Origin of the sequence: Janibacter hoylei PVAS-1 (assembly GCF_004025845.1) — a bacterium.
Lineage (GTDB): Bacteria > Actinomycetota > Actinomycetes > Actinomycetales > Dermatophilaceae > Janibacter > Janibacter hoylei.
In genome coordinates, this window is record NZ_PIPF01000009.1 from 159,264 (window position 1) to 186,216 (window position 26,953).

A 26,953-nucleotide genomic window follows, 5' to 3' on the forward strand; every position below is an offset into this window, starting at 1 on the left:
GCGGTCAGCAGCTGGCCGTGATGTCGCTCAGCTCGTCACCGCTGGTCGTGCTCGACGACGTGGAGGAGGTCGTCGACGACGTCGTCGAAGTCGTCTTCTTCTTCGTCGACTTCTTCGGCTCCGGCTCCGGCGGGTTGATGGCCTCGTCGACCATCGTGTGGATCTTGTCGTAGTCCGGGCGGTTGACGTCGATGTTCTTGTTGGTCAGGGGCAGCGACTTGATGGTGCCGCCGTCCTGGATGCGCAGGACGAGTTCGGCCCAGGCCTTGAGGTCCTGCTGCGGGATGTCGACCGTCACGTTGTCCTGCAGGGTCTTGGCAAGAGCGGGGTAGCGCACGAGCATCGACGTCGGGTTGACCTGGTTGAGCAGCGCTCCGACCATGCAGCGCTGACGCCGCATCCGCGAGAAGTCACCGTCGGCGGAGTCGGCACGCGAGCGCGAGTACCAGAGGGCGTGGTAGCCGTCGAGCTCCTGCACCCCCGGCTCGATGTAGCCGGTGGTGCCGACGACGACACCCCCTTCGATCTTGCAGCCGATGCACACGCGCTCCTTGACGTCGACGGTCACGCCGCCCATCGCGTCGACGAGCTGGGTGAAGCCCTCGAGGTTGATGACGGTCGTGTAGTCGATGTGCAGCCCGAGGATCTCGGAGGCGGCGTCCTTGGTCGCGACGAGCCCCGGGTTGACGTCCGCCGGGAAGAGGTCGGCGTTGTCGCGCCCGAGCGTCCAGACGTACTCCATGAGGCACTGGTCGCCGCAGTTGAAGCCGTCGGGGTACTTCTGCTTGAGGGGGTTGCTGTCGGAGAAGGGGATGTTTTGCAGGTTGCGCGGGATGCCGAAGAGCACCGTCTCACCGGTCTGCGTGTCGACGCTCGCGACCATGAGCGAGTCGGGGCGGATGCCGTCGCGGTCGGCTCCGGCGTCCGAGCCGACGAGCATGATGTTGACCCGGTCGGTGCCGGCCCACGGGTCGTCGCCCTCGCCGGGAGCCGCGGCACCATCGGGCCGCAGGTCCTCGAAGACCGAGCCGATGAGCGAGCGCTGGATGACTGCATAGCGCACTGACTGCGCCGCGGGGGCGAAGACGAGGAGCGCCGCGAGCGCCGCGAAGACGACCATGGCGACCCGCGGCCGCCCGGAGGTGCCCTCGGGCAGGTTGTCGCGGGCAGTGGTGATGATGCCCCAGATCCACACGATCGCCCCGATGACGATGATCGGGATGAGCACCATGAGGGCCCGCCGGCTCACGCCGACCCCGATGATCGACGAGGTCACGCCCTTGGCCAGGGCCCAGCCGAGCACGAGGAGGATCGTCGCGACGAAGGCGGTCACGATGGTGATGCCCGTCCTCCGGCGGGTGCGGATGAGACCGAGCCCGGGGATGACCGTGCTCGCCGCGGTCAGCGTGTAGTACCGCCGGCTCTGGCGTGCCTTGCGCCGCGCGATGATGCCGCGCTCTCCGAGAGCACGCCGGCTCTCAGGGGTGGTGCTGTCGGACACGGGTGCCAACCTCCGCGTGATGGGGACCGCCGGGCTGCATGGCTGGTGCTCGGCATCCCTGGGCGCGCGTATTCACGACATCGTGACACAAAGGTGACCCGATCCAGCAATGCCGAAGGGGGGTCAGGCGCGCGTCGTCGGGTCCGGGTCGTACCAGCCGTCGTGCTCCTCGGCGAGTGCGGCGAAGCGCTCCCGCAGCCCCTGGGCCACCGCGGTCGACTCGTCGGCGACCATGTCCTCGCGCACGTGCACCGCCCACTCGTGGTCCTCGCTGTCGTCCTCGCCGGCGAGGGCCTCGCGCACGACCCGGACCTCGGTGAAGCCCTCGTCGCGCAGGTCCTCGGCGATGCGGTCGGCGTCGTCACGGTCGGGGAAGACCATCAGGTGCTCGGACATGCCACCAGCCTGTCACGCGTCGGGGGTGGACAACAGGTGCTGGGCGTGGTGTCGTCGGGGGATGGCACAGGAAAACAAGATCACTGTCCAGCGCACCATCGACGCGTCCGCCAAGGACATCTTCGAGGTATTGACCAATCCCGAGCGGCACGCGGAGCTCGACGGCTCCGGCTTCGTCCGCTCGGACGAGAAGACCGACCGCATCCAGGCCGTCGGCGAGGTCTTCACGATGAACATGTCCGGCGACCACATGGGCGGCGACTACCAGACCGACAACCACGTGACCGCCTTCGACCCCCACAAGATGGTCGGTTGGAAGACGGCTCCGGCCGGCACCGAGCCGCCCGGGTGGGAGTGGCTGTGGGAGCTGGAGCCGCAGGGTCCTGACAGCACCCTCGTCACGCACACCTACGACTGGAGCGGCGTCACCGACAAGGCGTTGCTCGAGAAGGTCGGCTTCCCGCTCGTCCAGGAGTCACAGCTCGAGGACACGCTCGGTCGCCTCGCGGCCGCGGTGAGCAGCTAGCGGGGGTCCCGTCCGGTGAGGCCGAGCGCCCGGTCCTGCCGCGAGGCGTCCGGACCGACGTGGACCGCTGGGCCGCACACCCCGTCACCGCGGATCGCGTCGCCGAAGCCGGCGATCGCCGCCTCGACCTCGTCGAGCTCGGCCTCGTTCAGCTCGACCGGCACCCCGGCGCTCGCGCCGATGTCCCACCGGTGGACGAGCAGGTCGAAGCCGTAGAAGCGGTCGAAGGCCGCGCCGATCGTCGTCGCGCCGAAGGGCGTCTCGTACGGCCGCTCGGCGAGGGTGTCGTCGGCGAGCTGGCGGGCGACGCCCTCGGCGTGCGTGCGCCAGGCGGTCGCCGGCCCGAGCGCGGCCACCGTCGGCGCCGGGTCGGGCAGGTCGGCGCCCGCCTTGAGCAGGAAGTCGCGCTGCGTGTCGATGAGGTGCTGGATGACGTCGAGTCCGCTCCACCCGTCGCACGGGCTGTCCCCGGCGAGGGCCTGCGGGTCGGTGGCGTCGATGAGCCGCATGAGCGGCGTGTGCTTGCGGTCGAAGACGGAGGCGGCGTCCTGGGGTCGAGGCATGGCGCCAGCCTGCCAGCCCCCACCGACATCGGCACGCGACGCCCTCCCCCTTCGTCGGTGAACTCCCGGCGGCGGGACGGCGAAGGGAGCCCCCGCCCCCTTGATCCGTGGGCAGGCCGCCACCAGCATGACGAAGGACATGAGCGGGCTCTTCGTCGCCGTCGGCGACTCCTTCACCGAGGGCGTGGGTGACCCCAACCTCCACTACCCCAACCAGGTGCGCGGGTGGGCCGACCGACTCGCGCGGCAGCTCGGGCGGGCGGACCCGACGTGGCGCTATGCCAACCTCGCGATCCGCAGCAAGTTCCTCGACCAGGTCGTCGACGACCAGCTGGACGCGGCCCTCGCGCTGCGGCCCACGCACATCTCCTTCTGCGCCGGGGGCAACGACCTGCTGTCCCTGCGCGCGGACGTCACCGGCATCGCGGAGCGCTACGAGCGCGCCCTCGTGCGGCTCGTCGGGTCGGGTGCCGAGGTCATCGTCTTCACGACCTTCGTGCCGCAGGCAACGGGGCTGCTCAAGCCGCTCACCAAGCGGGTGCACGCCTTCAACGCCGCGATCCGCGACCTTGCGTCGACCCACGACGCCACGCTCGTCGACCACGACCTGCTGCGCGAGTACGACGACAAGGCGCTGTGGTCGCTCGACCGGATCCACATGGCCCGGCCGGGCCACAAGCGGATGGCGGCCGTCGTCGCGGAGGCCCTCGGCGTGCCCCACACGCTCAAGCTCAGCGACCTCGTGACCGCCGACCAGCCCGGGTGGCGGCACTCCGTGCGCGTCGAGGCGGAGTTCGTCCGCGACGAGGTCGTCCCGCTCGTGCGGCGGCGGCTGCGGGGCGAGTACGAAGGGGACACGACCCGCCCGAAGTGGCCCGAGCCGATCCACCCGAGTGACGGGATGAAGCGGCTGGCCGCCGAGCAGGCAGCCGTCGAGCGACGGTTGCGGGAGTGGGGCGACCTGCTCGAGCGGGTCTGACGGCGCGAAGGGAGGCTCAGCGCGGCTGCCACACGACGAGCGCCTGCCCGCCGCTGCGGGGTCGCGGCCGCTGGCCGTGCCGCAGCGCGACGATGTCGCCCTGCGAGCCGACGGCGAAGAAGCGCCGGCCCTCGCCGAGCTGCTCGCGCGCGGCGTCCAACTCGTCGTCGAGCTCGGCGACCCGGGCGCGCAGGGCCTCGACCTGGTGCTCGAGGTCGAAGATCCGCTGGATCGCCGCGAGCGAGACGCCCTCCTCCTGGGAGAGGCGCTGCACCTCGCGCAGCCGGGTGACGTCGGCGGCGCTGTAGCGCCGACCGCCGCCGCGGGTGCGCGACGGGGTGACGAGCCCGATCCGGTCGTACTGGCGCAGCGTCTGCGCGTGCATGCCGGCGAGCTCGGCGGCGACGGAGATGACGAAGACGGGCGTGCGGTCGTCACTGCTCAGTCCTGAGATCCGGGCCATCGGGCCCACCTCCCTTCGTCATCTCCGTCGCCACCGGCTCGCCATCAGTGTCGTGGTCAGGCGCTCGCGGCGGCGACCAGCGCGGCGCGCGGGTCGTCGGTGCGAGCATCGCGCAGGACCTCGACGGCCTCGCGCTCGGCCTCGCTGAGATCGGTCGGCACGATGATCTGGACCTTGGCGAGCAGGTCGCCGGTGGCCCTCTTCGTCGCGATGCCGCGCCCCTTGAGCCGCAGGACGCGGCCGCTCGGGGTCCCCGGCGCGATCCTGACCTTGACCTGCGACCCGTCGAGGGTCGGCACGGCGACCGTGGCACCGAGGGCGGCCTCGGCGAAGGTCACCGGCAGGTCGAGGGTCAGGTTGTCGCCGTCGCGGCCGTAGACCGGGTGCTTGCCCACCGACACGGTGAGGATGAGGTCACCGCGGGGCCCGCCCTGATCGCCGTGACCTCCCTTGCCGCGCAGGCGGATCTTCTGGCCGTCCTTGACGCCGGCAGGGATCTTGGCGTTGACCTTTTCGCCGTTGACGCTCAGCGAGATCGTCCGCCCTTCGACGGCGTCGCGGAAGGACAGCTCGGTGCGGGCGGTGAGGTCCTGGCCCTTGACCGGGCCCCGCGGGGCGCGGAAGCCCGCACCCTGCCCGCCGAAGCCGGCGCCGCCACCCCCGCCGAACATCGACAGGATGTCCTCGAGGTCGGGCTCACCCGCCCCACCCCCGGCGAAGGGGGAGCCGCCGCCGGTGCTGTAGCGCACCCGCGAGCCGCCCCCACCCCCGCCGAAGGCCGAGAAGATGTCCTCGAAGCCAGCGCCCCCACCCGGGCCGCCGGCGGTGAATCGCGCACCGCCGCCGGCCATCGAGCGGATGGCGTCGTACTCACGACGCTGCTCCGGGTCGGAGAGCACGGCATGCGCCTCGCCGACGTCCTTGAACTTCTGCTCGGCGGCGTCGTCCCCGGCATTGCGGTCGGGGTGGTACTGCTTGGCGAGCTTGCGGTAGGCCTTCTTGATGTCCGCGGTATCAGCGTCCTTGGCGACGCCCAGGACCGCGTAGAAGTCCTTGTCCAACCAGTCCTGACTGGCCATGTCTCCTCCTCTCGGTGGTGGTTACTGCGGGTCGGCGACCGCGACGCGGGCGGCGCGCAGGACGCGCTCGCCGGCGCGGTAGCCGGGCTGGAGCACGGTGACGACGGTCGTGGCCGTCGCGTCGCTCGGCAGCTCCGTGTCGGAGGCGTCCCACGCGCCGTGCATGAGGGCCTCGTGCACGTTGGGGTCGAAGGCCTCGCCCTTGACGCCCACGCGCTCCAGACCCTGCTTGGCGAGGACCTGCTCGAGCTTGTCGGCGATCGCCCGGAAGGGGCTGCCCTCCGGCAGGTCGCCGTGCTGCTCGGCGAGGTGGATCTCGTCGAGGACCGGCAGGAGCGACTCGAGCAGGTCGTGGACTGCGCGCTCCTTGTGCACCGGCAGGTCCCGGTCGACGCGCCGCTTGTAGTTGACGTACTCGGCCTGCAGGCGCAGGTAGTCGTCCTGGAGCTGGTCGGCGCGGGCCGTGTCGGGGTGGACCTCGGCGTCGCCGGCGGCCTCCCCGTCGCCCGGGGCCGGGGCGGCCCCGTCGGCCGGGGTGGCCGACTCGGGCGCAGCGTCAGCTGCAGCCTCGTCGACCACCTCGGCCTCGACGACCTGCTCCTCGGCCTCCGGGTTCGCCGCGTCGGCGGTCACCTCGGGCTCGATCGGCTGGTTGGGGTCGGTCACTTCTTCTCCTCGTCGTCGTCGACGACCTCTGCGTCGACGATGTCGTCGTCACCCTCGGGAGCGGGCTGCTCGGCGCCGGCGTCGCCGCCGGGGGCCGCGCCCTCGCCCTGCTCCGCGGAGGCCGCGTAGAGGGCGGCGCCCATCTTCTGCGACTCCTCGTTGAGGGTGTCGACCTTCTTGGTCAGCTCCTCGACGCTCACGCCGGACTCCGGCTTGAGGGCCTCCTTGAGGTCGGCGAGCGCGTCGTCGACAGGCTTGCGCTGCTCGTCGGTCAGCTTGTCACCGGACTCGCCGAGGAACTTCTCGGTCGAGTAGACGAGGTTTTCCGCGTTGTTGCGGGCCTCGGTCTCCTCGCGCCGGGCCTTGTCCTCATCGGCGTGGGCCTCGGCCTCCTTGACCATGCGCTCGATCTCCTCCTTCGACAGCGCAGAGCCGCCGGAGATGGTGATCTTCTGCTCCTGGCCGGTGCCCCGGTCCTTGGCCGTCACGTGGACGATGCCGTTGGCGTCGATGTCGAAGGTGACCTCGACCTGCGGCACGCCGCGCGGCGCCGGCGCGATGCCGGAGAGCTCGAAGGTGCCGAGGTTCTTGTTCTGCTGCGCGATCTCGCGCTCACCCTGGAAGACCTGGATCAGCACGGAGGGCTGGTTGTCCTCGGCGGTGGAAAAGACCTCGGAGCGCTTCGTCGGGATGGCGGTGTTGCGCTCGATGAGCTTGGTGAAGAGGCCACCCTTGGTCTCGATGCCGAGGGAGAGCGGCGTGACGTCGATGAGCAGGACGTCCTTGCGCTCGCCCTTGAGGACACCGGCCTGCAGGGCCGCGCCGAGCGCGACGACCTCGTCCGGGTTGACGCCCTTGTTGGGCTCCTTGCCACCGGTGAGCTGCTTGACGAGCTCGCTGACGGCCGGCATGCGGGTGGAGCCACCGACGAGGACGACGTGGTCGATGTCGGAGAGCTGGACGCCCGCGTCCTTGATGACGTTTTCGAAGGGGGTCTTGGTCCGGTCGAGCAGGTCCTTGGTCATCTGCTCGAAGTTCGCGCGGGAGAGCGACTCGTCGAGGTGGATGGGGCCGTTCTCGCCCATGGACAGGTACTGCAGGTTGATCGACGTGGTCGAGGAGGAGGAGAGCTCCTTCTTCGCCTGCTCCGCCGCGTCACGCAGACGCTGCATGGCGATCTTGTCGCCGGAGAGGTCGACGCCGGTGGTGTTCTTCACCTGCGTCAGCAGGTGCTTGACGATGCGCTCGTCCCAGTCGTCGCCACCGAGCTGGTTGTCACCGGAGGTCGCGCGGACCTGGATGGTGGAGAAGCCGTCCTCGGGGTCCTTGCCGACCTCGAGCAGGGAGACGTCGAAGGTGCCGCCACCGAGGTCGAAGACGAGGATGAGCTCGTCCTCCTTGCCCTTGTCGAGGCCGTAGGCCAGGGCGGCCGCGGTGGGCTCGTTGACGATGCGCAGGACGTTCAGGCCCGCGATCTCGCCGGCCTCCTTGGTGGCCTGGCGCTCGGCGTCGTCGAAGTAGGCGGGGACGGTGATGACCGCGTCGGTGACGTCCTCACCGAGGTAGGACTCGGCGTCGCGCTTGAGCTTCTGCAGCGTGCGGGCGCTGATCTCCTGGGCGGTGTACTTCTTGCCGTCGATGTCGTCGGTCGTCCAGTCGGTGCCCATGTGGCGCTTGACCGAGCGGATGGTGCGGTCGGCGTTGGTCACCGCCTGACGCTTGGCGATGTCGCCGACGAGGACCTCGCCGCCCTTGGAGAAGGCGACGACGGACGGGGTGGTGCGGCCACCCTCGGCGTTCGCGATGATCGTGGGCTCGCCACCCTCGAGGACGGCGACGGCAGAGTTGGTGGTTCCGAGGTCGATGCCAACGGCACGAGCCATGGGGCGCTCCTTTGTTCGGGTGGTCGAGGTGGTCACCCCGACGCGAGTTGAGTTGCTGTCGCTCAACTTAGGATCCCGTCCGCGGCTTGCGCAAATCCGTGACCCCAAAGTTGAGTTCACTTGGCTCAACTACGAGCGAAGGGAGGTTGTTCCCGGCCTCGCACATCCCCTTTCAGGCGGGGAGGAGGGGCTCGCCGGGCCGGGAAGGTCTGACCTGGCCGGGATATCCAGAACTGGCCGAGCAATTGCGCGGCCATGTCCGGCCTTCCCGGCCATCTGCAGGTTTCCCGGCCAGACCCCTGCCCTTCGAGACGTCGGCCGCAGGGCGGCCTCCTCCTCAGGACCCGGAGGCCGCCCCGCGCCGCCGGGACACCTACCGACCCGGCTGACGGCTCAGACCGCGACGTAGACGGTGTTGCTCGACACCCCGCCCGTGAGGAAGTTGTCGAAGGCGACGACGTGCGCCTCGACCTCGTCGAAGACCTGCTCGAGCAGCGCGCAGAAGTCGGCGTCCGGCGGGTCGTCGGACCACATGGCGAAGACGCCGCCGGGACGTAGGTGCGCGCGCAGCCGCTGCAGGCCGTCGACCGAGTAGAAGGGGGCGTGGTCGGGGTGGAGCAGGTGGTGCGGCGTGTGGTCGATGTCGAGCAGCACCGCGTCGTGCAGCCGGCCGGGCTCGTCCGGGTCGAAGCCCTCCTCGGACGCGGCGAGCTCGAAGAAGTTGCCGAGGAGCAGGCGCGTGCGCTCGTCGCGCACGACGGCGGGCGCGTCCGGCAGCAGCTCGCGCTCGTGCCAGTCGATGACCTCGGGCATGGCGTCGACGACGAGCACTGAGCTCACCCGCGGGTCCTCCAGCGCCGCCTTGGCGGTGCACCCGAGGCCCAGGCCGCCGACGACGACGTCGAGCTGCTCCCCCTTCGCCCTGGCCAGACCGAGGCGAGCCAGCTCGATCTCGGCAACGGTGAAGAGGCTCGACATGAGGAACTCGTCACCGAGCTTGACCTCGTAGACCTCGACCTTGAGCGTCGGCTCGATCCGCCGACGCAGGCTGATCTCACCTCTGGGGGTCTCGCTCCAAGCGAGCTCTTCGAAGCGGCGCATCCGCTCAGTCTGCCCCGACGCCCTTGGTGACAGCGCTGCGCGACCCCCGGGTCCTGAGGAGGCGGCCGCCTGCGGCCGACGTCTCGAAGGGCAGGGACCGGGAGAGCGACGACTGCTCCGAGGAGGAGTAGCGTCCTGCGGCGTGGACCAGGCCGCGCCGAGCGCGCATCTGCTCAACCGTCTCGTGGCGAACCCGGCCCGCACGGTCATGCTGGGCTTCGCGGCGACGATCGCGGTCGGGACGCTCGTGCTGATGACCCCCTTCGCGGCCGAGAGCCGGGAGCCGACCGACGCGCTGACCGCGCTCTTCACCGCCACCTCGGCCACCTGCGTCACCGGGCTCGTCACGGTCGACACCGGTGGCCACTGGTCGACCTTCGGTGAGCTGGTCATCCTCGCGCTCATCCAGATCGGCGGCCTCGGCGTCATGTCCGTGGCGACGCTGCTCGTCATGCTCATCGGCCGCAAGCTCTCGGCCCCCGCCGGTGTCCTCACCGTCGCGGAGGCCCGCTCGCTCGCCCAGCGCACGCCCGGGCAGGTGCTCGTCGGCGTCCTCCGCTTCACCCTCGCCGTCGAGCTCGTCTCCGCTGTGGTGCTCACCGTCCGGCTGCGGACGGCCTACCACGACGGGTGGGGCGAGGCGGTCTACTCGGGCGTCTTCCACTCGGTCTCGGCCTTCAACAACGCCGGCTTCGGCCTGCTGCCGGACAGTGCCGTCCAGTGGGCGCAGGACCCGTGGATGTGCGTGCCCCTCATGCTCTCGGTGATGATCGGCGGGCTCGGCTTCCCCGTGTGGTGGGAGCTCTTCCGTCACTGGCGCGAGCCCTACCGGCGGTGGACGATCCACGCGACGATCACCATCTGGGGCTCGGTCGTGCTGTGGGTCGTCGGCACCCTGCTCTTCGCCGTCGTCGAGTGGGACAACGAGGACACGCTCGGCCCGATGGGCACGGGCGGCAAGGTCCTCGCCGCCGCCTTCCAGTCCGTGGTCGCCCGCACGGCCGGCTTCAACAGCGTCGACATCGGGGCGCTCCGCCAGGAGAGCCTGCTGCTCCTCGACGGACTGATGTTCGTCGGCGGCGGCAGCGCCGGCACCGCCGGGGGCATCAAGGTCGCCACCTTCGCCGTCCTCGGTTTCGTCATCTGGGCCGAGCTGCGCGGCGAGCCGACCGTGCGCGTGCTCACCCGTCGCCTCTCCCCCGCCAACATGCGTCAGGCGCTCACCGTCGCCCTGCTCGGCACCGGCCTCGTCGCCACCGCGACCGGCGCGCTGCTCGTGCTCACCCCCTTCCGCCTCGACGTCGTGCTCTTCGAGGCGATCTCGGCCTTCGGCACCGTCGGCATGTCCACCGGCATCACCGCGGACATCCCGCCGGCCGGCCAGCTGATCCTCGTGGCGATGATGTTCCTCGGCCGCCTCGGCCCGATCACCCTCGGCGCCGCCCTGGCGCTGCGCAACCGACCTCGGCGCTACGAGGTCCCGGAGGAGAGGATCCTCGTTGGCTAGGTACGACGTCGCCGTCATCGGCCTCGGCCGGTTTGGCTCGGCGCTCGCGCTGCGCCTCGTCGAGGAGGGCCGGCGGGTCCTGGGTGTCGACGTGGACGAGGCAGCCGTCACCGCACTCGCCGACCAGGTCGACCACCTGGCGATCGCCGAGGCCCGCGACGAGGAGACCCTGCGGCAGCTCGACATCCGCCCGGACACGCTCGTCGTCCTCGGCATGACCCACGTCGCTGCCTCGCTGATGACCGCCACAGCCCTCAACGAGCTCGGCGTCCGCGAGATCTGGGCCAAGGCCGGCTCGCGGCAGCACGTCGAGGCGCTCACCCGCCTAGGGGTCAGCCGGATCATCCAGCCCGAGCGCGAGGCCGGGCTGGCGATGGCGTCGGAGATCCTGCGCCGCTGAGCCCTGACCTCAGCACGCACCCGGTGTCACGACACCCCGGCGGCCTCAGCCCGCTGGGGCGACGAGCACCCGCAGGGCCTCCGGCCGCACGGTGAAGCGCATCGGGGTCTGCCCGACGGGGTCGCCATCGGCGTACACGACGCGCCCTGCAGGAGAGGCGATCTCGATCTCCCGGCCCCGGTCGGCGCGGATGCCGACGCCGTCGATCTGCGTCCCGCGGAAGTACCGCGGCAGCAGGATGGGGAACTTCCACCGCGAGACGTTCTCGACAGTCGTCACGTCGAGCTCACCGTCGTCGAGCAGCGCCCCGGGGTTGACCTGCATGCCGGCGCCGTAGCGACCCGAGTTGCCGACCGCGATGCTCCACCCCTCGACCCGACGGGGCACCCCGTCGACACTCATGTCGATGTCGAAGGGACGGGTCTCGACGAGCGAGCGCGCCCCGCCGTACGCGTAGACGAGCGCACCCGGCACCCACGCCGGCGCGTCGTTGGCGTACTCGTTCGCCCGCGACTCGTAGCCCACCGTGGCCACTCCGAGGAAGGGCGTCTCCCCCGCCATCCCGACGTCGACCCGACGCTCCGTGGCGAAGGGGAGGCCGGCTGCGGCCTCGCGCAGGTCGAGCGACGCGCCAAGAGCCCGCATGAAGTCGCAGCCGCGGCCACCCGGCAGCGGCGCCACCACCGCCCCGGAGCGGATCGCGCCCTGCGCGACGCAGGCGACGAGACCGTCGCCGCCGAGAGCGACGAGCACCGGACCGTCGGGCGAGCCGGCGGCCCCGATCTCGCTCGCGTGCTCGGCGGAGCGGGTGATCTCGACGTCGACCGACCAGCCGTGGCCGCGCAGGATGTCGGCCGCGACCGGCACCATGGCCTCGGCCCTGCCGTTGCGGGCGGTGGGGTTGGCCACGATCAGGGCCTCGCGGACGGTCTCCTGACGGTGTGGCATGCCGTCATTGTGCCGGTCCATCCCCGCCATCGGCCGATCAGTCCGGCCAGCTCCACTCGAGTCCGTGCACCCCGGGCGCCGCCTCCGGCCGCACGAGGTGCACCCGGTCGCCGTGCTCGAGGGCGAGCTCGTGCGCCTGCAGGTCGGGCCCGTCGACGTGCGCCCGGTGGAAGGCCCGCACGTGCACGGGCAGGCAGGAGCGCTCGAAGGAGACCTCGGTGACGAGCAGGGCCGAGTCCTGCGCAGACCACCTGAAGTAGCCCTCTGACAGCACGGCATTGGCATCGCACCCCGGAGGGTCGCGACGAGGGTCGCCACGTCGTCGGGCAGGACGCTGCCCTGCCAGACGACGTGGGCATCGGCCCGCACGAGCAGCGGATGTTCCTGCCGTCGACCTCGTGGTGCGGCAGGCGGCACCCGGACACGGTCGAGGGCGTGTGCGAGCCCATGTCGTAGACCGGCGCTGCCTCCCCGTCGCCGACGATGATCGTCGAGTCGGCGTAGGAGTAGCCGAAGTTCAGCCTTCGGGTGACATCTGCGGCAGGTTGATGTCGAAGAGGCGGCGCCCCAGCCGCCTGCGCAGCAGCCTGCCGACGAGACCGGGCATCGCCGAGCGCCTCGGCCACTGGTGGTTCGCCGAGCCGTCGCTCACCCGCGCGGAGCTCGTCGGGCACTACGCGGACTTTCTCCCGGGCGGACTGGGCGGCTACGCCCGCGACTGAGTCGCACCTCCTCGACACCCGGTGTCGGAATACCTCAAGGGGGCATACAGTTGTCCTCGTCAGATACCCCCCACAGGTATGAGAGAGGACCCCCGATGAGCACCACCACCGAGTACCAGGTGACCGGCATGACCTGCGGCCACTGCGAGATGTCCGTCCGCGAGGAGGTCAGCGAGATCCCCGGCGCCGAGGTCGTCGAGGTGAGCTCCGCGACCGGCAAGCTCGTCGTCTCCGGTGACGTCGACGACGCGGCCGTCATCGCCGCAGTCACCGAGGCCGGCTACACGGCCACCAAGGCCTGAGGATGAACGCCCCGACCCGTCTCGGTCTCTTCGGTCTCGCCCTCGCGGTCGTCTTCGCGCTCGCCGCGGTCACGGCCCGCGCGGTCGTACCCGAGGAGACCGCGCGGGCCTGGGCGCAGGAGAGCACCACCCACGGCGGCGAGCACGCCTCCCCCAACGACGACGGCACCGGCGACGCCGCCGGTGACCACTCCGCCCACGACGACGCAGCCGCACCCGCGGGCCTGGCGCTCGAGCAGGACAACTACCGCCTCACCGGCGTCTCCGCCCCGACCGAGGTCGACGAGCGCGGCCGCCTCGAGCTGACGGTCACCGACGCCGACGGCGACCCGGTCACCGACTACTCCATCGAGCACGAGGAGGAGCTGCACCTGGTCGTCGTACGCAGCGACGGCCAGCACTTCCGCCACGTCCACCCGCAGCGCGCCGCCGACGGCACGTGGTCGCTGCCGTGGACCTGGCAGGCCGCCGGCACCTACCGCCTCTACGCCGACACCACCCCGGCCGACGCCGACGAAGGGGTGACCCTCACCTCCACCGTCGACGTCGCCGGTGACCTCACCCCCACCGGGTCGCAACCGACCCGGACCACGAGCGTCGCCGGCCTCGACGTCAGTATCGAGGGCGACCTCGTGCTCGGCGAGGAGTCGCGCCTCACCCTGCGGGTCGAGCGCGACGGCGAGCCCGTGACGACGATCGAGCCCTACCTCGGCGCCGCCGGCCACCTCGTCGCGCTGCGCGAGGGCGACCTGGCCTACCTCCACGTCCACCCCGAGGGCGAGGCGCCCACGGCCGCCGAGCCCGGCGGTCCCGAGATCGACTTCGTCACCACGGCCCCGACGCCCGGGCGCTACCTGCTCTACCTCGACGTCAAGGTCGACGGGCAGGTGCACACGGCGCCGCTCGTCGTCGACACCGCGGGCAGCAGCCCCGCGGGCAGCACCGCAACCCCCAGCACCTCGCACGGAGACACCGACCATGACCACTGAGACGGACCCGGTCACCACCTCGACCGTCGAGCTGCAGATCGGCGGCATGACCTGCGCGTCGTGCGCGGGCCGCATCGAGCGCAAGCTCAACAAGCTCGACGACGTCACCGCGAGCGTCAACTACGCGACCGAGAAGGCGACGGTCACCGCCCCCTTCGGCACCGACCCGCAGGACCTCATCACGGTCGTCGAGCAGACCGGCTACACCGCGACCCTGCCGGCGGCGGAACCCCCTTCGTCCGAGGAGGAGGCGCCGCAGGACCGTGAGCTGACCGCCCTGCGCCAGCGACTCATCGGCTCGGCCGTGCTCGCCGTCCCGGTCATCCTGCTGGCGATGGTCCCGGCCCTGCAGTTCGACTACTGGGGCTTCGCCTCGCTCGTGCTCGCGACGCCGGTCGTCTTCTGGGCCGGCTGGCCCTTCCACCGCGCGACGTGGACCAACCTGCGCCACGGGGCCGCGACGATGGACACGCTCATCTCCGTCGGCACGCTGTCGGCCTGGCTGTGGTCGGTCGTCGCGCTCTTCTTCGGCACCGCCGGCGACCGCGGGATGACGCACGCCTTCGAGCTGACGATCTCGCGCAGCGACGGCCTCGGCAGCATCTACCTCGAGGTCGCCGCCGGCGTCATCACCTTCATCCTCATGGGGCGCTACTTCGAGAAGCGGTCCAAGCGCCGCGCCGGCGACGCCCTGCGCGCGCTGCTCGAGCTCGGCGCCAAGGAGGTCGCCGTCCTGCGCGGTGGCACCGAGGTACGGATCCCGGTCGAGGAGCTGTCGGTCGGCGACGAGTTCGTCGTGCGGCCGGGTGAGAAGGTCGCGACCGACGGCGTCATCACCTCGGGCACGAGCGCGATCGACGCCTCGATGCTCACCGGCGAGTCCGTCCCGGTCGAGGTCGGCGAGGGCGATGCCGTGACCGGCGCGACGGTCAACGAGGGTGGCCGGCTGGTCGTGCGCGCCACCCGGGTCGGCTCCGACACCCAGCTGGCGCAGATGGCCCAACTCGTCGAGGACGCGCAGTCCGGCAAGGCCGAGGTCCAGCGCCTCGCCGACACGGTCTCGGGGGTGTTCGTCCCCGTCGCCATCGCGATCGCCGTCGCGACCCTCGGTGCCTGGCTCGGCGCCGGATTCCCCGTGAGCGCCGCCTTCACCGCGGCCGTCGCGGTCCTCATCATCGCCTGCCCGTGCGCGCTCGGTCTGGCGACGCCCACCGCCCTGCTCGTCGGCACGGGTCGCGGCGCGCAGATGGGCGTGCTCATCAAGGGCCCCGAGATCCTGGAGGCCACGCGCACGGTCGACACGATCGTCCTCGACAAGACCGGCACGGTCACGTCCGGTGCCATGGCCCTCGTCGACTCCGTCCCGGCGAAGGGGGTGGACCGCACCGATCTCCTCCGGCTGGCCGGGGCCCTCGAGCACGCGTCGGAGCACCCCATCGCCCAGGCCATCGCGAAGGGAGCCGCTGCCGAGGTCGGCGACCTGCCGGGCGTCGAGGGCTTCGACAACGTGCAGGGCCAGGGCGTCACCGGCGTCGTCGACGGACACGCGGTCGTCGCCGGCCGTGAGTCGCTGCTCGCCGACTGGGCCATGGCGCTCGACGGCGAGCTGGCCGCAGCCAAGGCGGCCGCCGAGGCCGAGGGGCGCACGGCGATCGCCGTCGGCTGGGACGGGCAGGCCCGTGGCGTGCTCGTCGTCTCCGACACGGTCAAGCCGACGAGCGCCGAGGCCATCGCCGGGCTGAAGAAGCTCGGCCTCACCCCCGTCCTGCTCACCGGGGACAACCGCGCGGTCGCCGAGCAGGTCGCCGCCGAGGTCGGCATCGACGAGGTCATCGCCGAGGTCATGCCCGCCGACAAGGTCGACGTCGTCACGCGCCTGCAGGGCGCGGGCAAGGTCGTCGCGATGGTCGGCGACGGGGTCAACGACGCACCCGCGCTCGCGCAGGCCGACCTCGGTCTGGCGATGGGCACGGGCACCGACGTGGCGATCGAGGCCGCCGACATCACCCTCGTGCGAGGGGACCTGCGGGCTGCGGTCGACGCGATCCGCCTCTCGCGCAAGACGCTCGGCACGATCAAGGCCAACCTCTTCTGGGCCTTCGCCTACAACACCGCGGCGATCCCGCTCGCGGCGCTCGGGCTGCTCAACCCGATGCTCGCCGGTGCCGCGATGGCCCTGTCCAGCGTCTTCGTCGTGAGCAACAGCCTGCGGCTGCGGGCCTTCCGCGCCAGCGCCTGAGCCCGGGTCCCACTTCGCCCTACGTCCCGGGTAGAGGTATCTGCGTCCGACTATCCGGTCGCGCCCACCTCCACCCAGAGGCCGATCTAGGGTGACGGACATGCCGAGTGCCCGCCGCAGCTTCACCCGTGCCGAGCTAGAGTCCTACCGCGACGCCGAGGTGCCCGATCTGCTGCCGGGCCCCGGCCAGGAGTTGCGGCTGCTCTTCGTCGGGATCAACCCCGGGCTGTGGACCGCGGCGACGCAGACCCACTTCGCGCACCCGGGCAACCGTTTCTACCCGGCGCTGCTGCGGGCGGGCGTCCTCACGCGGGCCGTCGACCCCGCCGCTGGCATGACCGACGAGGACCGCGAGCACCTGCGCGAGCGTGGCGTCGGCATCACCAACCTGGTCCGCCGGGCCACCGCCCGCGCCGACGAGCTCACGGCCGACGAGCTGCGCGAGGGCGGCGAGCGCCTGCTGGCCACCATCGCCCGCACCCGGCCGGCCGTCGTCGCCGTCGCGGGGATCACTGCCTACCGCCAGGCCTTCGGGGTGCGCAAGGCGCAGACGGGCGAGCAGCCCGAGCCCGTCGAGGGCGCCCGGCTGTGGGTCGTGCCCAACCCGAGCGGGCTCAACGCCCACGAGACGGTCGAGTCGCTGGCCGTCGCCTACGCCGAGCCCGCTCGCGCCGCCGACCTCCTCGACTGAGCAGCCCGCGTCGCGTCGTCCCGCAGCGGCCGGCCAGGTCACCAAGACCACGCTGGCCGAAGGTGAGCCCCGCCGACAGAGGCTTCACTCCAACGCCCCGATCCTCAATACGCCAGCCGCGCAGGCACTAGTCGACCTGCGAGCCCTCGCCGATGCGGCCATACCGGCCCTACGGGCATTCCCACCAGCGGGAGACGGCACCACGGCACGCCGCGTTATCGACGCACTGGGGAACCTTCCCGCGCCTCGACCACAGAGCACCCCGCTGACGCCCCGCCCAGAGATCACGACCCTGACCAAGTCCATGGCTCTCGCATCGGAGATGGTCACCTCCGCGCGGTACCGAGCCGACTTCACCGCCGAGCACGCCGCCACTGCTCTCTCCCGCATGACGACCGCCGTCGGTGCGGTCAGCCGCGTCGCGGCAGCCTCGGTCTCCCGTGCCGCTGACAGTCACGTCCGCCACAGGGAGCTGACGGCCATCGACGCCCTGACGAGGGCCTGCCGCCCCGCGCAGAACACGCCCCAGGGGCCGGTCCCAGGTCTCGTGCCGGCCCCCGGCACGCTCTCGGCCTCGATCGCCGACTGGGCCACGGCCACTCAGCGGGCGCTGGAGCCGCGGCAAGCCGACGCGCGCCTGATACACACCGTGCCCGGAGACCTGCAGTACCTCCACGCCGCGACCACCTTGGTTCTGGGCGCATCCACCCTCAGCGAAGACACACCACGGCTGGAAATCAAGGCCGCAGCCGACTCCCTGGCCGACGCCCAAGAAGCGTGGACCCAAGCAGCCCAAGCATGGCCACCACAGGTGGGAACCCAGCCAGCGGGACGCTCTGACTACGAGCAACTCGCGGCGACCCAGCGCCTGCACGAGAGCATCCGCCATCACCTGCGCGCGGGACGCGCCTGGGCGACCCCAGCCGACATCGCCACGCGTCTGGACGCCCCCTCGACGCTCCGAGCCATCGCCGACCTCAGCCCACAGATCGCCGCCACCGCCCGCAAGTACGCCGAGGTGACACGGTCCCTGGTCGAAGGGGGCCAGATCGCCATTCCGGCCCGAGCGATCACCGAGCGCGGCGAGCAGGGACTGCACCTCTTCGACGAGGTCAGGCGCGGCGCATGGGTCCCGCTGCCCGAATCGGACCCAATCGCCAAAAGGATCGTCCTGTCCGCCGACGCGGCCGGTCTCGCGTCCACCGACACGGAGATGCAGCTGCGCCACACCCGCACCGGAGACTTCCGCGATCTCAGCGCCAGCCCACCCCGCGCCGAGAGCAGACGCCCCACCCGTCGAGCGGACGAGCCACGCCGAGCGGTCCCCGACCAGCCCAGCACCACCCCGCGCATGTAGCCAGCGCTGTCGCAGCCCGCTGCAAGGCTCGACACATGGGACGCACACCGATCAGTGGCCACTACCGCAACGGGACGTGGGTATCGCCATATAGCCAGAACCGCCGCTCCGCAGCAGGAGGCGCGGCAGGCGTGCTCGCCGCGGGCCTCGTCGCCGGGCTGTGGTGGCACAACGGCACCCCGCCGCTTTCGCAACTGCGTGACGGGGCCGGCGAGACAACCCGCGCCACCGTGGTGCGAGTCATCGACGGTGACACGATCATCGCTCGTGACAGCAGCGGCAGCGACCTCGGCCGGGTGCGCGTCCTGGGAATGGATGCCCCGGAGATGGCGCGCGACGGACAGCCGGCCATGTGCGGTGCCCACGCCGCCAAGGACGAACTCGCCCGGCTGCTGCGAAGCGGCACCATCGACCTGGTCGCCGACCCCAAACAACCCGATACCGACCGCTACGGTCGCCTCCTGCGGTACGTCGAGGTCGGCACCACCGACGTCAGTGAGTCCCTCATCCGCGGCGGGCACGCACCCAACACCAGCCGCGCACGAAGTCACACCCGCTACGAGAAGTACGCGGCCGCCGAAGACGACGCTCAGCATCAACAGCGCGGCCTGTGGGGAACCTGTCTGTGAGCGCTACTGACGCCCTCCGTGACGCAATCGCCGGAGTGCGCGCGGCAGCGGACGACCCTGCCCTTCGATCGCGGTGGAGACTCGTGCGCACGCGAGCAGAGCGACGACAGCGCGCGCACGAGCAGTGGGCGCGAGATGTCGCCGGCTGCTACGACCGCGAGCTGGTCCTCGAGGCAGCCCAGCGAGTCGCGGGCCGCGACCAACCGCGGCGAGCGTGGCACCGGCCCGACGTCGCGGCCGTCCTCGAGGATCTGCGCCAGTTCGGTGGGTACCTCCCAGTCACGCTGGAGAGTGTGGCCAGCGCGATCTACTCCGACAGCACGCTCACCCTCGACGCAGGCGACCTGACCCTCATGCGCGAGCACGCCGCAGGACTTCCTCCAGAGATCACCGCAGCCATCGCGAGACGCTCCTACACCGCCAAGCCCGGCGTGCTCGGACCCACCGGATATGAGAACGACGAGGAGATCGTCGACGCCCTCAACGACCCGCGCAGCCGCCTGCCTCGTCCCGTCACCCTCTACCGCGGGGAGCACCACAGCGGTGCGCATCCCCAGTTCGCGCGCACCGTCACCCAGGCACGTCCCGGAGACCTCCTAACGCACCACCGTCGGCCCATCTCCGCCAGCATCGACCCCAGCATCGCCGCCAGCTCCGAATTCGCGCTAGGTGGCCACCTCACCGACGAACGAGGAGCCACCCCCGGAGGTTGGCTCCTCGCGATCACCACTGACCGCGCCCTCTACGCTGGCGACCGCGCACGACACAGCGGCGGTGACGACGGCCGGGCGACCTTCGAGAAAGAAGTCGTGGTCTACGCGCCCCGGCTCCGCGTCACCGGTCTACGAGAAGCGCTCGTGCGCAGCCCCCACGGGGCCCTCAAACGGCTGCTCGTGCTCGCCTGCACCCCAGACGCCGGCGACTCACCCCGCTAGCCGAGCCGTCGCCAGCAGGCCCACGACGACCTCGGCGATTCGCCGCGAATCACTCACGGCGTCGACGTGGACCGTGGGGTCACCGTCCTCGCTGTCATAGAGGCACAGCGCCAAGCGCTGGCCGCACAGGTCATCGTGCAGGTCACCGTCGCTGAACGGGTCGCACTCGTGGGTGATCAGCACGTGAGGATCGGTGGCTCCCGGCCGGGTCTGGACGCGAATAGCGCGGCAGTTGCCGCCCGTCCGATCCCACTGGACATGCAGCCCAGGGGCGGCGATCGCCGCCATGAGATCCGTGGCCGTGGCCGTGGCCGTGGTCGTGCGCGTGGCGGTCATCTGCTCCCCCGTGAGGTCGAGTACTGGGTGACTTCACCTCACTGTATACGTGTAGACATTCACTTGTCTACCCATATACATCTGGCGCGGTTGACGTCTACTTTCCGCGGGCCTTGCGGACTGTCATGCGGCTGACTCCAGCCCGCTCCGCAATGGAGACCTCGGTGTCCGACGCCGCGATCATCGCGCCGGTCAGCTCGGCTCGCACTGAATCCAGTGCCTCCAGGGCGGCCGCATGGCGCCGCGCGATCGCGTCGAAGGTGTCCGTTGCCGGCTCCTCGCTCCGCACGGCGTTCGCAGCAGTCCGCGCCAGCTCCTGGAGCCGCGCGTCGTCGGGATAGCGCCGGGCCACCAAGGCGGCGATCTCGGCCTCTGTCAGTGGCGTGGTGGCCAATGGCCACCTCCCTTCCTCGGAGCGTGTATAGCACTATACAAGTCCGCCAAGGCGTGCCTCGCATCTTCGGCCGCACGGTGTGTGTATACCGCTTTACATTCAGTGTATACCCCTATACACTTTGAAGTGTCAACCACACCCCATCAACGAGGCAGTCCTGCCGATGGCCCTTAGCCCGGGAGGTCAGGGTGCTCCTGTGGCCATGCCGAGCACCCTGACCGGAGGCGCGTCCTTAGCTCTTCGCCTGTCCCATCTCCCGAGAAGCGGCGTCCCGCTTCTTTGCGAAGTGGTGAGTGAGCACCGTCGTGAGGAGCACTTGGTCCACGTCCTGTGAAAAGGCCCAGGTGGCGATGTCGCGCGTCATGTCGGGCACGACGTAGTGAACGACGGCGACCGCGATGAGAGCCCATGCCGCGTGCAGTGCGGGTGTTGAAGAACAAGGAAGAGTCCCTTCCGCGTGACGGTGAGGGGCTGCGCCGAGCGCGTCCCTCACTCGGCGGTGGTCGAGCGGCGCGGATGGTGCCGAGATGGGTGATCCCGCCAATGGCTGACGGGGCCCCACTCTCCACGCCGCTGTGACCGGACAGCGGTGGTCGGCAGCCTGCCAGGAACTCCTTGACCTAGAAGGTGCCTGAGTAACCGAGCGCTCTTCGCGGTGTGTGCGGTGACGATAGGCAACGCGACTGGCTCCCAGGATGCCTTTGCGCCTCAGCGCCCGAGCGACAGGGAGATTGTGAAGCACGAACCCTTCCCCGGACCGGGGCTGGATGCGGTGAGTCCTCCGTGATGCGCGTCGATGATGGCCTTGCTGATGGTCAGGCCGATGCCAGATCCTCGTTGGTCGTTGGTGCGGGCCGAGTCCCCGCGGTAGAAGCGTTCGAATGCGTGCTGTACCTGCTCGGGGGTCATGCCGTCGCCGGTGTCGGTGACGGTGATGATGGCCTCACCGTCTTCACGGGTGGCCGTCAGGGTGACTGTTCCGCCTGCAGGGGTGTGCCGGTGTGCGTTGGTGAGGAGGTTGGTCATGACTTGGGCGAATCGGACGGGATCGACCAGGGTCTCGAGTCCTGTCGCCTGGTCAACGTCCAGGACCAGGTTGATGCCCTTCTCCGAGTAGCTGTCACGCATGTCCCCGTAGGCCGCCCACAACAAGTCGGCCACCTTGTGTCGCTGGATGTCGAGGACGAGGTGTCCTTCTTCGGCCGTGGAGACCTCGTTGATGTCCTCGGCCAGTCGCGCCAGCCGTTCCGTCTGGGCGGTCAACGCGAGACGAGAGTCATCACCCAGGGTCACCACGCCGTCGTGCAGTCCCTCGTGGTAGGCGCTCAAGGTCGCGATCGGCGTGCGAAGTTCGTGGGCGAGGTCGGAAAGCATCCGCCGTCGGGTGTCCTCGACTCCTTCCAAGCGGGCCGCCATCACGTTGAATGCTCCGGCGAGGGTCTCGAGCTCAGTCCCCGCACCGACATGAGGCACGCGGGTGGAGTAATGGCCACGGCTCAGTTCGCGCGCGGCATAGGTCATCTGCGCCAGCGGTTGGCGCAGCCGTCGGGCGAGGAACCAGGCCACCGCAGTCGCCCCAGTCAGAGAGATGAGCAGGCTCACGCCCAGGGCGATGAGCGAAGCGTCCCGAAAGGCCATCTCGATGTGGACCAGCTCGGGCGTGTTCTCCTGGTGCCCCGCTTGGAGGAGGTGGTCGTGGAAGATCGGGGGGCCGATAACGGCGGCGACGAGCCCGGCTGTCAGTGCTCCCGCAAGGAGTACCAGGATCTGGCCCGCCACTAATCGAGGCGCCAGACCCTTGGAGAGCTTGTTGACGCGCTTGTTCATCCAGGCCCCATCCGGTAACCGATGCCGCGCACCGTGGTGATGTAGCGAGCGAGATCGGGGTTGTCTCCGAGCTTGCGTCGCAGGTGAGCGATGTGGACGTCGACCAGGTGCTCGTCCCCGACCCAGCCGCCACCCCAGACCTCCTCGATGAGCTGCGTGCGGGAGAAGGCCATCGAGGGCCGTTGGGCCAAGGTCATCAGCAGATCCCGTTCGGTCGGTGTCAGCGGAACTGGTTCTCCCTTCAGGTGGACCTGCTGCCCGATTGGGTCGACCTGAAGGTCGCCGAATACCCATGGGGTTGCCGCAGCGCTGGAGTTGCCGGCGTTCCCGCCCCGTGGGCGACGCAGGACCGTCTGCACGCGTGCCACCAGCTCGCGCACGCTAAAGGGTTTGGTGACGTAGTCATCGGCGCCCACGGAGAGGCCGATCAGGGTGTCCACCTCGTCCGATCGGGCGGTCACGACGATGACGTAGCAGTCGCTGAAGGTGCGGATCTGGCGGCAGACCTCGATGCCGTCCAGACCGGGCAGTCCCAGGTCGAGGATCACCACGTCTGGGGACTGCTCTCGTACTGCTTCGACTCCGGCGACGCCGTTGTGCTCGACTGTGGTCTGGTACCCGCTGCGGGCGAGATAGGCGGCGATCATCTCTGCCAGCGTCTTCTCGTCCTCGATGATGAGCACCTTCGCCAACGGCTCGACAGGGGTTCGTGTGCTCACGACAGACAGTCTCACCCGAGGGCCGCACCACGGCCGACGTCAGCGGCGAATCGACGAGGATCTTCGTCAAACCTCAACGCGGCGACCACCAACCCATGACCTTCCCGCCGGAGCCTGTCTGCATGCCGGGAGGTCGGCTTCAAGAAGGAGTCTCCGATGATGTGGAATCACGGCTGCGACATGATGTGGCTGGGCATGGCCGCAGGCGTCCTCGCCTTCTGGGTGATCGTCGTGCTCGCCGTGCGCGCACTGTTCCCCGGCCAGAGAAGCACCGCCACAGGCCCTACCCGGACCGACGCGCTGACGCTTCTCGACGAAGGACTGGCCCGCGGTGACCTGAGCGTCGATGAGTACGAAAAGCGACGTCACCTGATCATTCATGGGCGCTGACGCGCGTCGGTACACCGACCCCTGGAGGGAACTATGGGCTCTATCACTCGCCGTGGCCTGCTGATCGGTGGCCTCGGTACCGCTGGCGCAGCGGGCTTGGGAACGTATGCCGCCACCAAAGGATCGGGTGCCAGCGCGCCGAAGGGGGCCTTCGGCGCTCCGACGCCGGTCTCACCTGACCCGGGCCAGACGGTGGTGACCAAGTCCTTGACCGCCAAGCCGATCACCCTCGATCTAGCGGGCCGCACCGTCTCGACCTGGGGATACGGCGACGCCGTGCCTGGTCCACTTCTGCGGGCCACCGCCGGCGACTTCCTGCGCGTCACCCTCGACAACCAACTTCCGGACGAGACCACCATCCACTGGCACGGTATTCGTCTGCGCAACCCGGCCGACGGCGTCCCCGGCATGACGCAGGACCCGGTGAAGCCGGAGACCTCCTACGTCTACGAATTCACAGCGCCCGACCCGGGCACGTACTTCTTCCACCCCCACGTCGGCGTCCAGCTCGACCGGGGACTGTACGCCCCGTTGATCATCGACGACCCGAACGAGCCAGGCGACTACGACACCGAGTGGGTCCTTGTCCTCGATGACTGGATCGACGGAACAGGCACCACGCCCGAGCAGGTCCTGGAGAAGCTCTTGGCCAACGACTCCGGATCCGGAGGCATGGGTGGCATGGACCACGGCGAGATGGATGGCATGAACCAAGGCGCCATGGACGAGGCCGAGCCGTGGGGCGACGCCGGAGACGTGACCTACCCGCACTTCCTGATCAACGGACGGCCGCCAGCGGACCCCGAGACGCTCAGAGCCAAGGCCGGGCAGAAGATTCGCCTGCGAATCATCAACGCCGCCTCCGACACCATCTTCACCGTTGCTCTCGGGGGGCACCGGATGACGATCACGCACAGCGATGGGTTCCCGGTCGAGCCGACCGAGACGGACGCGTTCTACATCGGGATGGGCGAACGTTATGACGCGATTGTCACCCTCGGCGACGGGGCCTTCCCCTTGGTGGCCAAGCCGGTCGGCAAGGCCAGCGGCGGTCAGGCCATGGCCCTGGTCCGCACCGGAAGCGGCGCCGCACCCGGCGGGGACGCCAACCCACGAGAACTCACTCGAGAAGTCCTCGTCGGCTCCGACCTGAGACCCGCCCAGGCAGCCAAACTGCCCAGCAGGAGACCCGATGCAACCGCGCGGCTCACTCTCACCGGATCGATGCAGCCCTACGCATGGGGGATGAACGGAGCTCCGTTCGGCAAGAACGAGCCCCTGACCGTCCGGGCCGGGCAACGACTGCGGATCAACGCCACCAACATGACGATGATGACTCACCCGGTGCACGTGCACGGCCACACCTTTGCCCTGCCCTCCGGGCTCAGGAAGGACACTGTCCTCATGGCCCCCATGCAGTCTTTCGCCATCGACCTCGACGCCGACAACGAGGGCGACTGGATGATCCACTGCCACAACATCTACCACGCAGAGGGCGGCATGATGATCGCGTTGGAGTACATCGCATGAGGCCCCGTCGACGACGTGTCGCCCGAGGTATCGCTGTGGTGGCTGCGGTGGCGCTGCTGGCCGCGTGCTCTTCGACATCCGAGACCGGGACACCGCAGTCCACTGGCGGTGAGTCGTCCAGCCCAGCGGGAAGCGACGCGAGCCAACAGCCCGCACCCTTGATCCACGTTCATGGGATCGCTCGACATCCACGAACCGGCGACGTGCTGGTGGCGACCCATCAAGGTTTGTTCCAGCAGGTCGACGGCAAGCTCGTCCGCAACGGTCCTGCCATCGACCTGATGGGCTTCACCATCGGCGACGACGGCACTCTGTATGCCTCCGGCCACCCGGCACCGACCTCCCCCAGCCAGTAGGTCTCATCACGTCACAGGACACGGGCCGCACCTGGCAGGTCGCCTCACGCGGCGGGCGCTCGGACTTCCACGCTCTGACCGCCGGCCCAAACGGCGTCATCGGGTTCGACGGAACGCTTCGACACACCAGCGACAAAAGACCTGGGATACGCGGGACATTCCCTCACCGCCACGGGTGCTGGCCGCTTCCCCCACGTCCGGGACGGTCCTGGCCACCACAAGCGCTGGCCTGCTCATGAGCCAGGACGAGGGCACCACCTGGACCTCCCTCGCCCCACCAGAGGTCGCCGTCCTCGCCGCCTGGGCCGACGAAGAGACCATCGTCACCTCTTCAGCCGCGGGCAGACTGGCAACCAGCAGCGACGCCGGCCAGACCTGGACCCTCCACCCCAAGAGCATCGGGCCGGCCGAAGCGCTGTGGGCGGGCCGCACTAGTGACGGACAACTGGAGATCATCGCGTCCGTCAACGGGCGCGTGATCAGCACCACGGATGCAGGAAGGACCACCCAGACATTGGTCCAGTGAGTCGTCGTGCCTGTGCGACCAGGTCTCGGACTCCGCGGCGCCGATCCTCCACCGGCAGCGCGGTGGCCTTCATCCAACCTCAATACGATCGGGATCGAATCACCATTCCGCGACGTGAGGGTTGGTCCTGCCTCGAACATTCTGCGAAGGAGTCCCCGATGACCCGCCTTGGACGGCGCGCTGCTCACGTGGTCGCGACAACCCTCACCGCAGGCGCCCTGGCTGCCTGCTCCAGCGGCTCTGACGGATCCATGTCCGGGATGGACCACGACAAGACACCGATGAGCACCAGCGACACCTCCACGACGGCGGAGGGCCGGCAAGGCGACATCATGTTCGCCCAAATGATGATCCCTCACCACGAGCAGGCGATCGCGATGGCCGACCTCGCTCTTGACCCTTCAGCCAATGCCTCGGAGCAGGTCCGCGACTTCGCCAAGGACATCAAAGGCGCCCAAGGCCCCGAGATCCAGACGATGGAAGGTTGGCTCAAGGACTGGGACGCCCCCACCGCAAGCTCTTCCGGCGTGGACCACGGGTCCGGGATGATGACGCAGGATGAGATGTCCAAACTCGAGTCGGCCACTGGCGCCGAATTCGACAAGCAGTGGCTCACCCTCATGATCAAGCACCATCAAGGCGCTGTGACCATGGCAGAGCAAGTTCTCACCTCGACCGAGGACAACGCAGTCGAGAGGATGGCCAAAGCCATCGTCAAGACGCAGAAAGCCGAGATCACGGCCATGCAGCGCGAACTCTGAGCGCGGCATGCCCTTGACGAGCTCGGCCGGCCGGATCACGGGTGGCGCGCGACCCGCTCCCGGTAATCGGTCAGGTGAGCGAGGTGATCAACTCGCGGCAGGCCTGCTCGCACCGCCGGCACGCCTCGGCACAGATGCGACAGTGCTCATGCATCGAGGCATGCTCCTCACAGCTGTCACCGCACGACTTGCAGGCGGTCGCACAGGCCTCGAGGAAAGTGAAGCGCCCCAGGTTCTG

General features: G+C 69.8%; 32 protein-coding genes. 17 read left to right on the forward strand and 15 right to left on the reverse strand.

The window, feature by feature from the left end:
• Nucleotides 1–4 precede the first annotated feature (4 nt).
• Entirely contained in the window at nt 5–1,501 is a 1,497-nt protein-coding gene (locus CWN80_RS09850) for an LCP family protein (RefSeq protein WP_007924913.1), read from the reverse strand.
• Between the two features lie 123 nt (nt 1,502–1,624).
• Nucleotides 1,625–1,897, reverse strand: coding sequence for a ribonuclease E inhibitor RraB (locus CWN80_RS09855; protein ID WP_007924914.1), 273 nt, complete (start codon nt 1,895–1,897; stop codon nt 1,625–1,627).
• Nucleotides 1,898–1,958: 61 nt separating this feature from the next.
• On the opposite strand from CWN80_RS09855, the gene CWN80_RS09860 reads away from it, so the two are divergent.
• On the forward strand, nt 1,959–2,423 hold the full coding sequence (locus tag CWN80_RS09860; RefSeq protein ID WP_007924915.1) for an SRPBCC family protein: 465 nt from the start codon (nt 1,959–1,961) through the stop codon (nt 2,421–2,423).
• Here the strand turns inward: CWN80_RS09860 and CWN80_RS09865 are convergent.
• Nucleotides 2,420–2,986, reverse strand: coding sequence for a maleylpyruvate isomerase family mycothiol-dependent enzyme (locus CWN80_RS09865; protein WP_007924917.1), 567 nt, complete (start codon nt 2,984–2,986; stop codon nt 2,420–2,422). The genes CWN80_RS09860 and CWN80_RS09865 overlap by 4 nt on opposite strands.
• A gap of 139 nt (nt 2,987–3,125) precedes the next feature.
• On the opposite strand from CWN80_RS09865, the gene CWN80_RS09870 reads away from it, so the two are divergent.
• Nucleotides 3,126–3,965, forward strand: a complete 840-nt coding sequence (locus tag CWN80_RS09870) for an SGNH/GDSL hydrolase family protein (RefSeq protein WP_128277220.1) — start codon at nt 3,126–3,128, stop codon at nt 3,963–3,965.
• Between the two features lie 16 nt (nt 3,966–3,981).
• Here the strand turns inward: CWN80_RS09870 and CWN80_RS09875 are convergent, their stop codons facing one another.
• The 5 genes from CWN80_RS09875 to CWN80_RS09895 form a co-directional block, all read right to left on the reverse strand.
• On the reverse strand, nt 3,982–4,428 hold the full coding sequence (locus CWN80_RS09875; RefSeq protein WP_007924920.1) for a heat shock protein transcriptional repressor HspR: 447 nt from the start codon (nt 4,426–4,428) through the stop codon (nt 3,982–3,984).
• Nucleotides 4,429–4,484: 56 nt separating this feature from the next.
• Nucleotides 4,485–5,507, reverse strand: coding sequence for a DnaJ C-terminal domain-containing protein (locus CWN80_RS09880; RefSeq protein WP_128277221.1), 1,023 nt, complete (start codon nt 5,505–5,507; stop codon nt 4,485–4,487).
• 21 nt (nt 5,508–5,528) lie between these two features.
• On the reverse strand, nt 5,529–6,173 hold the full coding sequence (gene grpE / locus CWN80_RS09885) for a nucleotide exchange factor GrpE (protein WP_007924923.1): 645 nt from the start codon (nt 6,171–6,173) through the stop codon (nt 5,529–5,531).
• Nucleotides 6,170–8,056, reverse strand: coding sequence for a molecular chaperone DnaK (gene dnaK / locus CWN80_RS09890; RefSeq protein WP_007924924.1), 1,887 nt, complete (start codon nt 8,054–8,056; stop codon nt 6,170–6,172). Before dnaK ends, grpE begins: the two co-directional genes overlap by 4 nt.
• A gap of 393 nt (nt 8,057–8,449) precedes the next feature.
• Nucleotides 8,450–9,157, reverse strand: coding sequence for a polyamine aminopropyltransferase (locus CWN80_RS09895; protein ID WP_007924925.1), 708 nt, complete (start codon nt 9,155–9,157; stop codon nt 8,450–8,452).
• A 142-nt stretch (nt 9,158–9,299) separates the two neighbouring features.
• Here CWN80_RS09895 and CWN80_RS09900 point away from each other — a divergent pair, with 142 nt between their 5' ends.
• Nucleotides 9,300–10,664 (forward strand): TrkH family potassium uptake protein, encoded by a 1,365-nt coding sequence (locus CWN80_RS09900; RefSeq protein WP_007924926.1) that lies wholly within the window; start codon nt 9,300–9,302, stop codon nt 10,662–10,664.
• Nucleotides 10,657–11,064 carry a potassium channel family protein gene (locus tag CWN80_RS09905; protein ID WP_007924928.1) on the forward strand — a complete coding sequence of 136 codons (408 nt, stop codon included), beginning with the start codon at nt 10,657–10,659 and terminating at the stop codon, nt 11,062–11,064. The genes CWN80_RS09900 and CWN80_RS09905 overlap by 8 nt, the downstream gene beginning before the upstream one ends.
• A 45-nt stretch (nt 11,065–11,109) precedes the next feature.
• Here the strand turns inward: CWN80_RS09905 and CWN80_RS09910 are convergent, their stop codons facing one another.
• Together CWN80_RS09910 and CWN80_RS15395 are read right to left on the reverse strand one after the other, a co-directional pair.
• Nucleotides 11,110–12,012 (reverse strand): diacylglycerol/lipid kinase family protein, encoded by a 903-nt coding sequence (locus CWN80_RS09910; protein ID WP_157986926.1) that lies wholly within the window; start codon nt 12,010–12,012, stop codon nt 11,110–11,112.
• A gap of 37 nt (nt 12,013–12,049) precedes the next feature.
• Complete coding sequence (locus tag CWN80_RS15395; protein ID WP_007924931.1) at nt 12,050–12,286, reverse strand: hypothetical protein; 237 nt, start codon at nt 12,284–12,286, stop codon at nt 12,050–12,052.
• A gap of 274 nt (nt 12,287–12,560) precedes the next feature.
• Between CWN80_RS15395 and CWN80_RS15400 the strand changes: the two genes are divergently transcribed.
• The 8 genes from CWN80_RS15400 (at nt 12,561) to CWN80_RS09940 (ending at nt 19,876) form a co-directional block, all read left to right on the forward strand.
• Nucleotides 12,561–12,734, forward strand: a complete 174-nt coding sequence (locus CWN80_RS15400) for a hypothetical protein (protein WP_156811717.1) — start codon at nt 12,561–12,563, stop codon at nt 12,732–12,734.
• 95 nt (nt 12,735–12,829) lie between these two features.
• Nucleotides 12,830–13,036: a heavy-metal-associated domain-containing protein gene (locus CWN80_RS09915; RefSeq protein ID WP_007924932.1), complete on the forward strand. Its 207-nt coding sequence runs from the start codon at nt 12,830–12,832 to the stop codon at nt 13,034–13,036.
• A gap of 2 nt (nt 13,037–13,038) precedes the next feature.
• Nucleotides 13,039–14,025: a hypothetical protein gene (locus CWN80_RS09920; RefSeq protein ID WP_040880640.1), complete on the forward strand. Its 987-nt coding sequence runs from the start codon at nt 13,039–13,041 to the stop codon at nt 14,023–14,025.
• A complete protein-coding gene (locus tag CWN80_RS09925; protein WP_007924933.1) occupies nt 14,015–16,264 on the forward strand; it encodes a heavy metal translocating P-type ATPase in 2,250 nt (749 codons plus the stop codon). The genes CWN80_RS09920 and CWN80_RS09925 overlap by 11 nt, the downstream gene beginning before the upstream one ends.
• 100 nt (nt 16,265–16,364) lie before the next feature.
• Complete coding sequence (locus CWN80_RS09930; protein WP_007924934.1) at nt 16,365–16,955, forward strand: mismatch-specific DNA-glycosylase; 591 nt, start codon at nt 16,365–16,367, stop codon at nt 16,953–16,955.
• 304 nt (nt 16,956–17,259) lie between these two features.
• A complete protein-coding gene (locus tag CWN80_RS15405) occupies nt 17,260–18,312 on the forward strand; it encodes a hypothetical protein (protein WP_007924937.1) in 1,053 nt (350 codons plus the stop codon).
• 35 nt (nt 18,313–18,347) lie between these two features.
• Nucleotides 18,348–18,941, forward strand: coding sequence for a thermonuclease family protein (locus CWN80_RS09935; RefSeq protein ID WP_157986927.1), 594 nt, complete (start codon nt 18,348–18,350; stop codon nt 18,939–18,941).
• 83 nt (nt 18,942–19,024) lie between these two features.
• Nucleotides 19,025–19,876, forward strand: coding sequence for a hypothetical protein (locus CWN80_RS09940; protein ID WP_007924940.1), 852 nt, complete (start codon nt 19,025–19,027; stop codon nt 19,874–19,876).
• On the opposite strand, the gene CWN80_RS09945 is transcribed toward CWN80_RS09940, so the two are convergent.
• The 4 genes from CWN80_RS09945 to CWN80_RS09960 form a co-directional block, all read right to left on the reverse strand.
• Entirely contained in the window at nt 19,865–20,212 is a 348-nt protein-coding gene (locus tag CWN80_RS09945; protein WP_007924942.1) for a hypothetical protein, read from the reverse strand. The genes CWN80_RS09940 and CWN80_RS09945 overlap by 12 nt on opposite strands.
• Nucleotides 20,213–20,309: 97 nt before the next feature.
• Complete coding sequence (locus CWN80_RS09950; protein WP_007924944.1) at nt 20,310–20,606, reverse strand: hypothetical protein; 297 nt, start codon at nt 20,604–20,606, stop codon at nt 20,310–20,312.
• 708 nt (nt 20,607–21,314) lie between these two features.
• Complete coding sequence (locus CWN80_RS09955) at nt 21,315–22,433, reverse strand: sensor histidine kinase (protein WP_040880641.1); 1,119 nt, start codon at nt 22,431–22,433, stop codon at nt 21,315–21,317.
• On the reverse strand, nt 22,430–23,152 hold the full coding sequence (locus CWN80_RS09960) for a response regulator transcription factor (protein ID WP_272948435.1): 723 nt from the start codon (nt 23,150–23,152) through the stop codon (nt 22,430–22,432). The genes CWN80_RS09955 and CWN80_RS09960 overlap by 4 nt, the downstream gene beginning before the upstream one ends.
• A gap of 156 nt (nt 23,153–23,308) precedes the next feature.
• On the opposite strand from CWN80_RS09960, the gene CWN80_RS09965 reads away from it, so the two are divergent.
• From CWN80_RS09965 to CWN80_RS09980, 5 genes are all read left to right on the forward strand, one after another.
• Nucleotides 23,309–23,542 carry an SHOCT domain-containing protein gene (locus CWN80_RS09965; RefSeq protein ID WP_007924950.1) on the forward strand — a complete coding sequence of 78 codons (234 nt, stop codon included), beginning with the start codon at nt 23,309–23,311 and terminating at the stop codon, nt 23,540–23,542.
• Between the two features lie 33 nt (nt 23,543–23,575).
• Nucleotides 23,576–25,072 carry a multicopper oxidase family protein gene (locus tag CWN80_RS09970; RefSeq protein ID WP_128277223.1) on the forward strand — a complete coding sequence of 499 codons (1,497 nt, stop codon included), beginning with the start codon at nt 23,576–23,578 and terminating at the stop codon, nt 25,070–25,072.
• A gap of 203 nt (nt 25,073–25,275) precedes the next feature.
• Complete coding sequence (locus tag CWN80_RS15840) at nt 25,276–25,428, forward strand: hypothetical protein (RefSeq protein ID WP_238148169.1); 153 nt, start codon at nt 25,276–25,278, stop codon at nt 25,426–25,428.
• Nucleotides 25,429–25,663: 235 nt separating this feature from the next.
• Nucleotides 25,664–25,954, forward strand: a complete 291-nt coding sequence (locus tag CWN80_RS15845) for a beta propeller repeat protein (protein ID WP_238148171.1) — start codon at nt 25,664–25,666, stop codon at nt 25,952–25,954.
• A 158-nt stretch (nt 25,955–26,112) separates the two neighbouring features.
• Entirely contained in the window at nt 26,113–26,715 is a 603-nt protein-coding gene (locus CWN80_RS09980; protein WP_007924954.1) for a DUF305 domain-containing protein, read from the forward strand.
• A 70-nt stretch (nt 26,716–26,785) separates the two neighbouring features.
• On the opposite strand, the gene CWN80_RS09985 is transcribed toward CWN80_RS09980, so the two are convergent.
• Nucleotides 26,786–26,953: four-helix bundle copper-binding protein (locus CWN80_RS09985; protein ID WP_128277224.1), on the reverse strand; the 168-nt coding region annotated here is incomplete at its 5' end.

Excerpts from the sequence above, each read along its gene's own strand:
- CWN80_RS09965 (WP_007924950.1), top strand. The coding sequence starts at position 23,309 with ATGATGTGGAATCACGGCTGCGACATGATGTGGCTGGGCATGGCCGCA.
- CWN80_RS09860 (WP_007924915.1), top strand. The coding sequence starts at position 1,959 with ATGGCACAGGAAAACAAGATCACTGTCCAGCGCACCATCGACGCGTCC.
- CWN80_RS09920 (WP_040880640.1), top strand. The coding sequence starts at position 13,039 with ATGAACGCCCCGACCCGTCTCGGTCTCTTCGGTCTCGCCCTCGCGGTC.
- CWN80_RS15400 (WP_156811717.1), top strand. The coding sequence starts at position 12,561 with ATGTCGAAGAGGCGGCGCCCCAGCCGCCTGCGCAGCAGCCTGCCGACG.
- CWN80_RS09945 (WP_007924942.1), bottom strand. The coding sequence starts at position 20,212 with ATGACCGCCACGCGCACGACCACGGCCACGGCCACGGCCACGGATCTC.
- CWN80_RS09855 (WP_007924914.1), bottom strand. The coding sequence starts at position 1,897 with ATGTCCGAGCACCTGATGGTCTTCCCCGACCGTGACGACGCCGACCGC.
- CWN80_RS09880 (WP_128277221.1), bottom strand. The coding sequence starts at position 5,507 with ATGGCCAGTCAGGACTGGTTGGACAAGGACTTCTACGCGGTCCTGGGC.
- CWN80_RS15845 (WP_238148171.1), top strand. The coding sequence starts at position 25,664 with ATGAGCCAGGACGAGGGCACCACCTGGACCTCCCTCGCCCCACCAGAG.
- CWN80_RS09910 (WP_157986926.1), bottom strand. The coding sequence starts at position 12,012 with ATGCCACACCGTCAGGAGACCGTCCGCGAGGCCCTGATCGTGGCCAAC.
- CWN80_RS09915 (WP_007924932.1), top strand. The coding sequence starts at position 12,830 with ATGAGCACCACCACCGAGTACCAGGTGACCGGCATGACCTGCGGCCAC.
- CWN80_RS09970 (WP_128277223.1), top strand. The coding sequence starts at position 23,576 with ATGGGCTCTATCACTCGCCGTGGCCTGCTGATCGGTGGCCTCGGTACC.
- CWN80_RS09870 (WP_128277220.1), top strand. The coding sequence starts at position 3,126 with ATGAGCGGGCTCTTCGTCGCCGTCGGCGACTCCTTCACCGAGGGCGTG.
- CWN80_RS09930 (WP_007924934.1), top strand. The coding sequence starts at position 16,365 with ATGCCGAGTGCCCGCCGCAGCTTCACCCGTGCCGAGCTAGAGTCCTAC.
- CWN80_RS09935 (WP_157986927.1), top strand. The coding sequence starts at position 18,348 with ATGGGACGCACACCGATCAGTGGCCACTACCGCAACGGGACGTGGGTA.
- CWN80_RS09980 (WP_007924954.1), top strand. The coding sequence starts at position 26,113 with ATGACCCGCCTTGGACGGCGCGCTGCTCACGTGGTCGCGACAACCCTC.
- CWN80_RS09955 (WP_040880641.1), bottom strand. The coding sequence starts at position 22,433 with ATGAACAAGCGCGTCAACAAGCTCTCCAAGGGTCTGGCGCCTCGATTA.
- CWN80_RS09875 (WP_007924920.1), bottom strand. The coding sequence starts at position 4,428 with ATGGCCCGGATCTCAGGACTGAGCAGTGACGACCGCACGCCCGTCTTC.
- dnaK (WP_007924924.1), bottom strand. The coding sequence starts at position 8,056 with ATGGCTCGTGCCGTTGGCATCGACCTCGGAACCACCAACTCTGCCGTC.
- CWN80_RS09895 (WP_007924925.1), bottom strand. The coding sequence starts at position 9,157 with ATGCGCCGCTTCGAAGAGCTCGCTTGGAGCGAGACCCCCAGAGGTGAG.
- CWN80_RS09925 (WP_007924933.1), top strand. The coding sequence starts at position 14,015 with ATGACCACTGAGACGGACCCGGTCACCACCTCGACCGTCGAGCTGCAG.
- CWN80_RS15405 (WP_007924937.1), top strand. The coding sequence starts at position 17,260 with ATGGCTCTCGCATCGGAGATGGTCACCTCCGCGCGGTACCGAGCCGAC.
- CWN80_RS09865 (WP_007924917.1), bottom strand. The coding sequence starts at position 2,986 with ATGCCTCGACCCCAGGACGCCGCCTCCGTCTTCGACCGCAAGCACACG.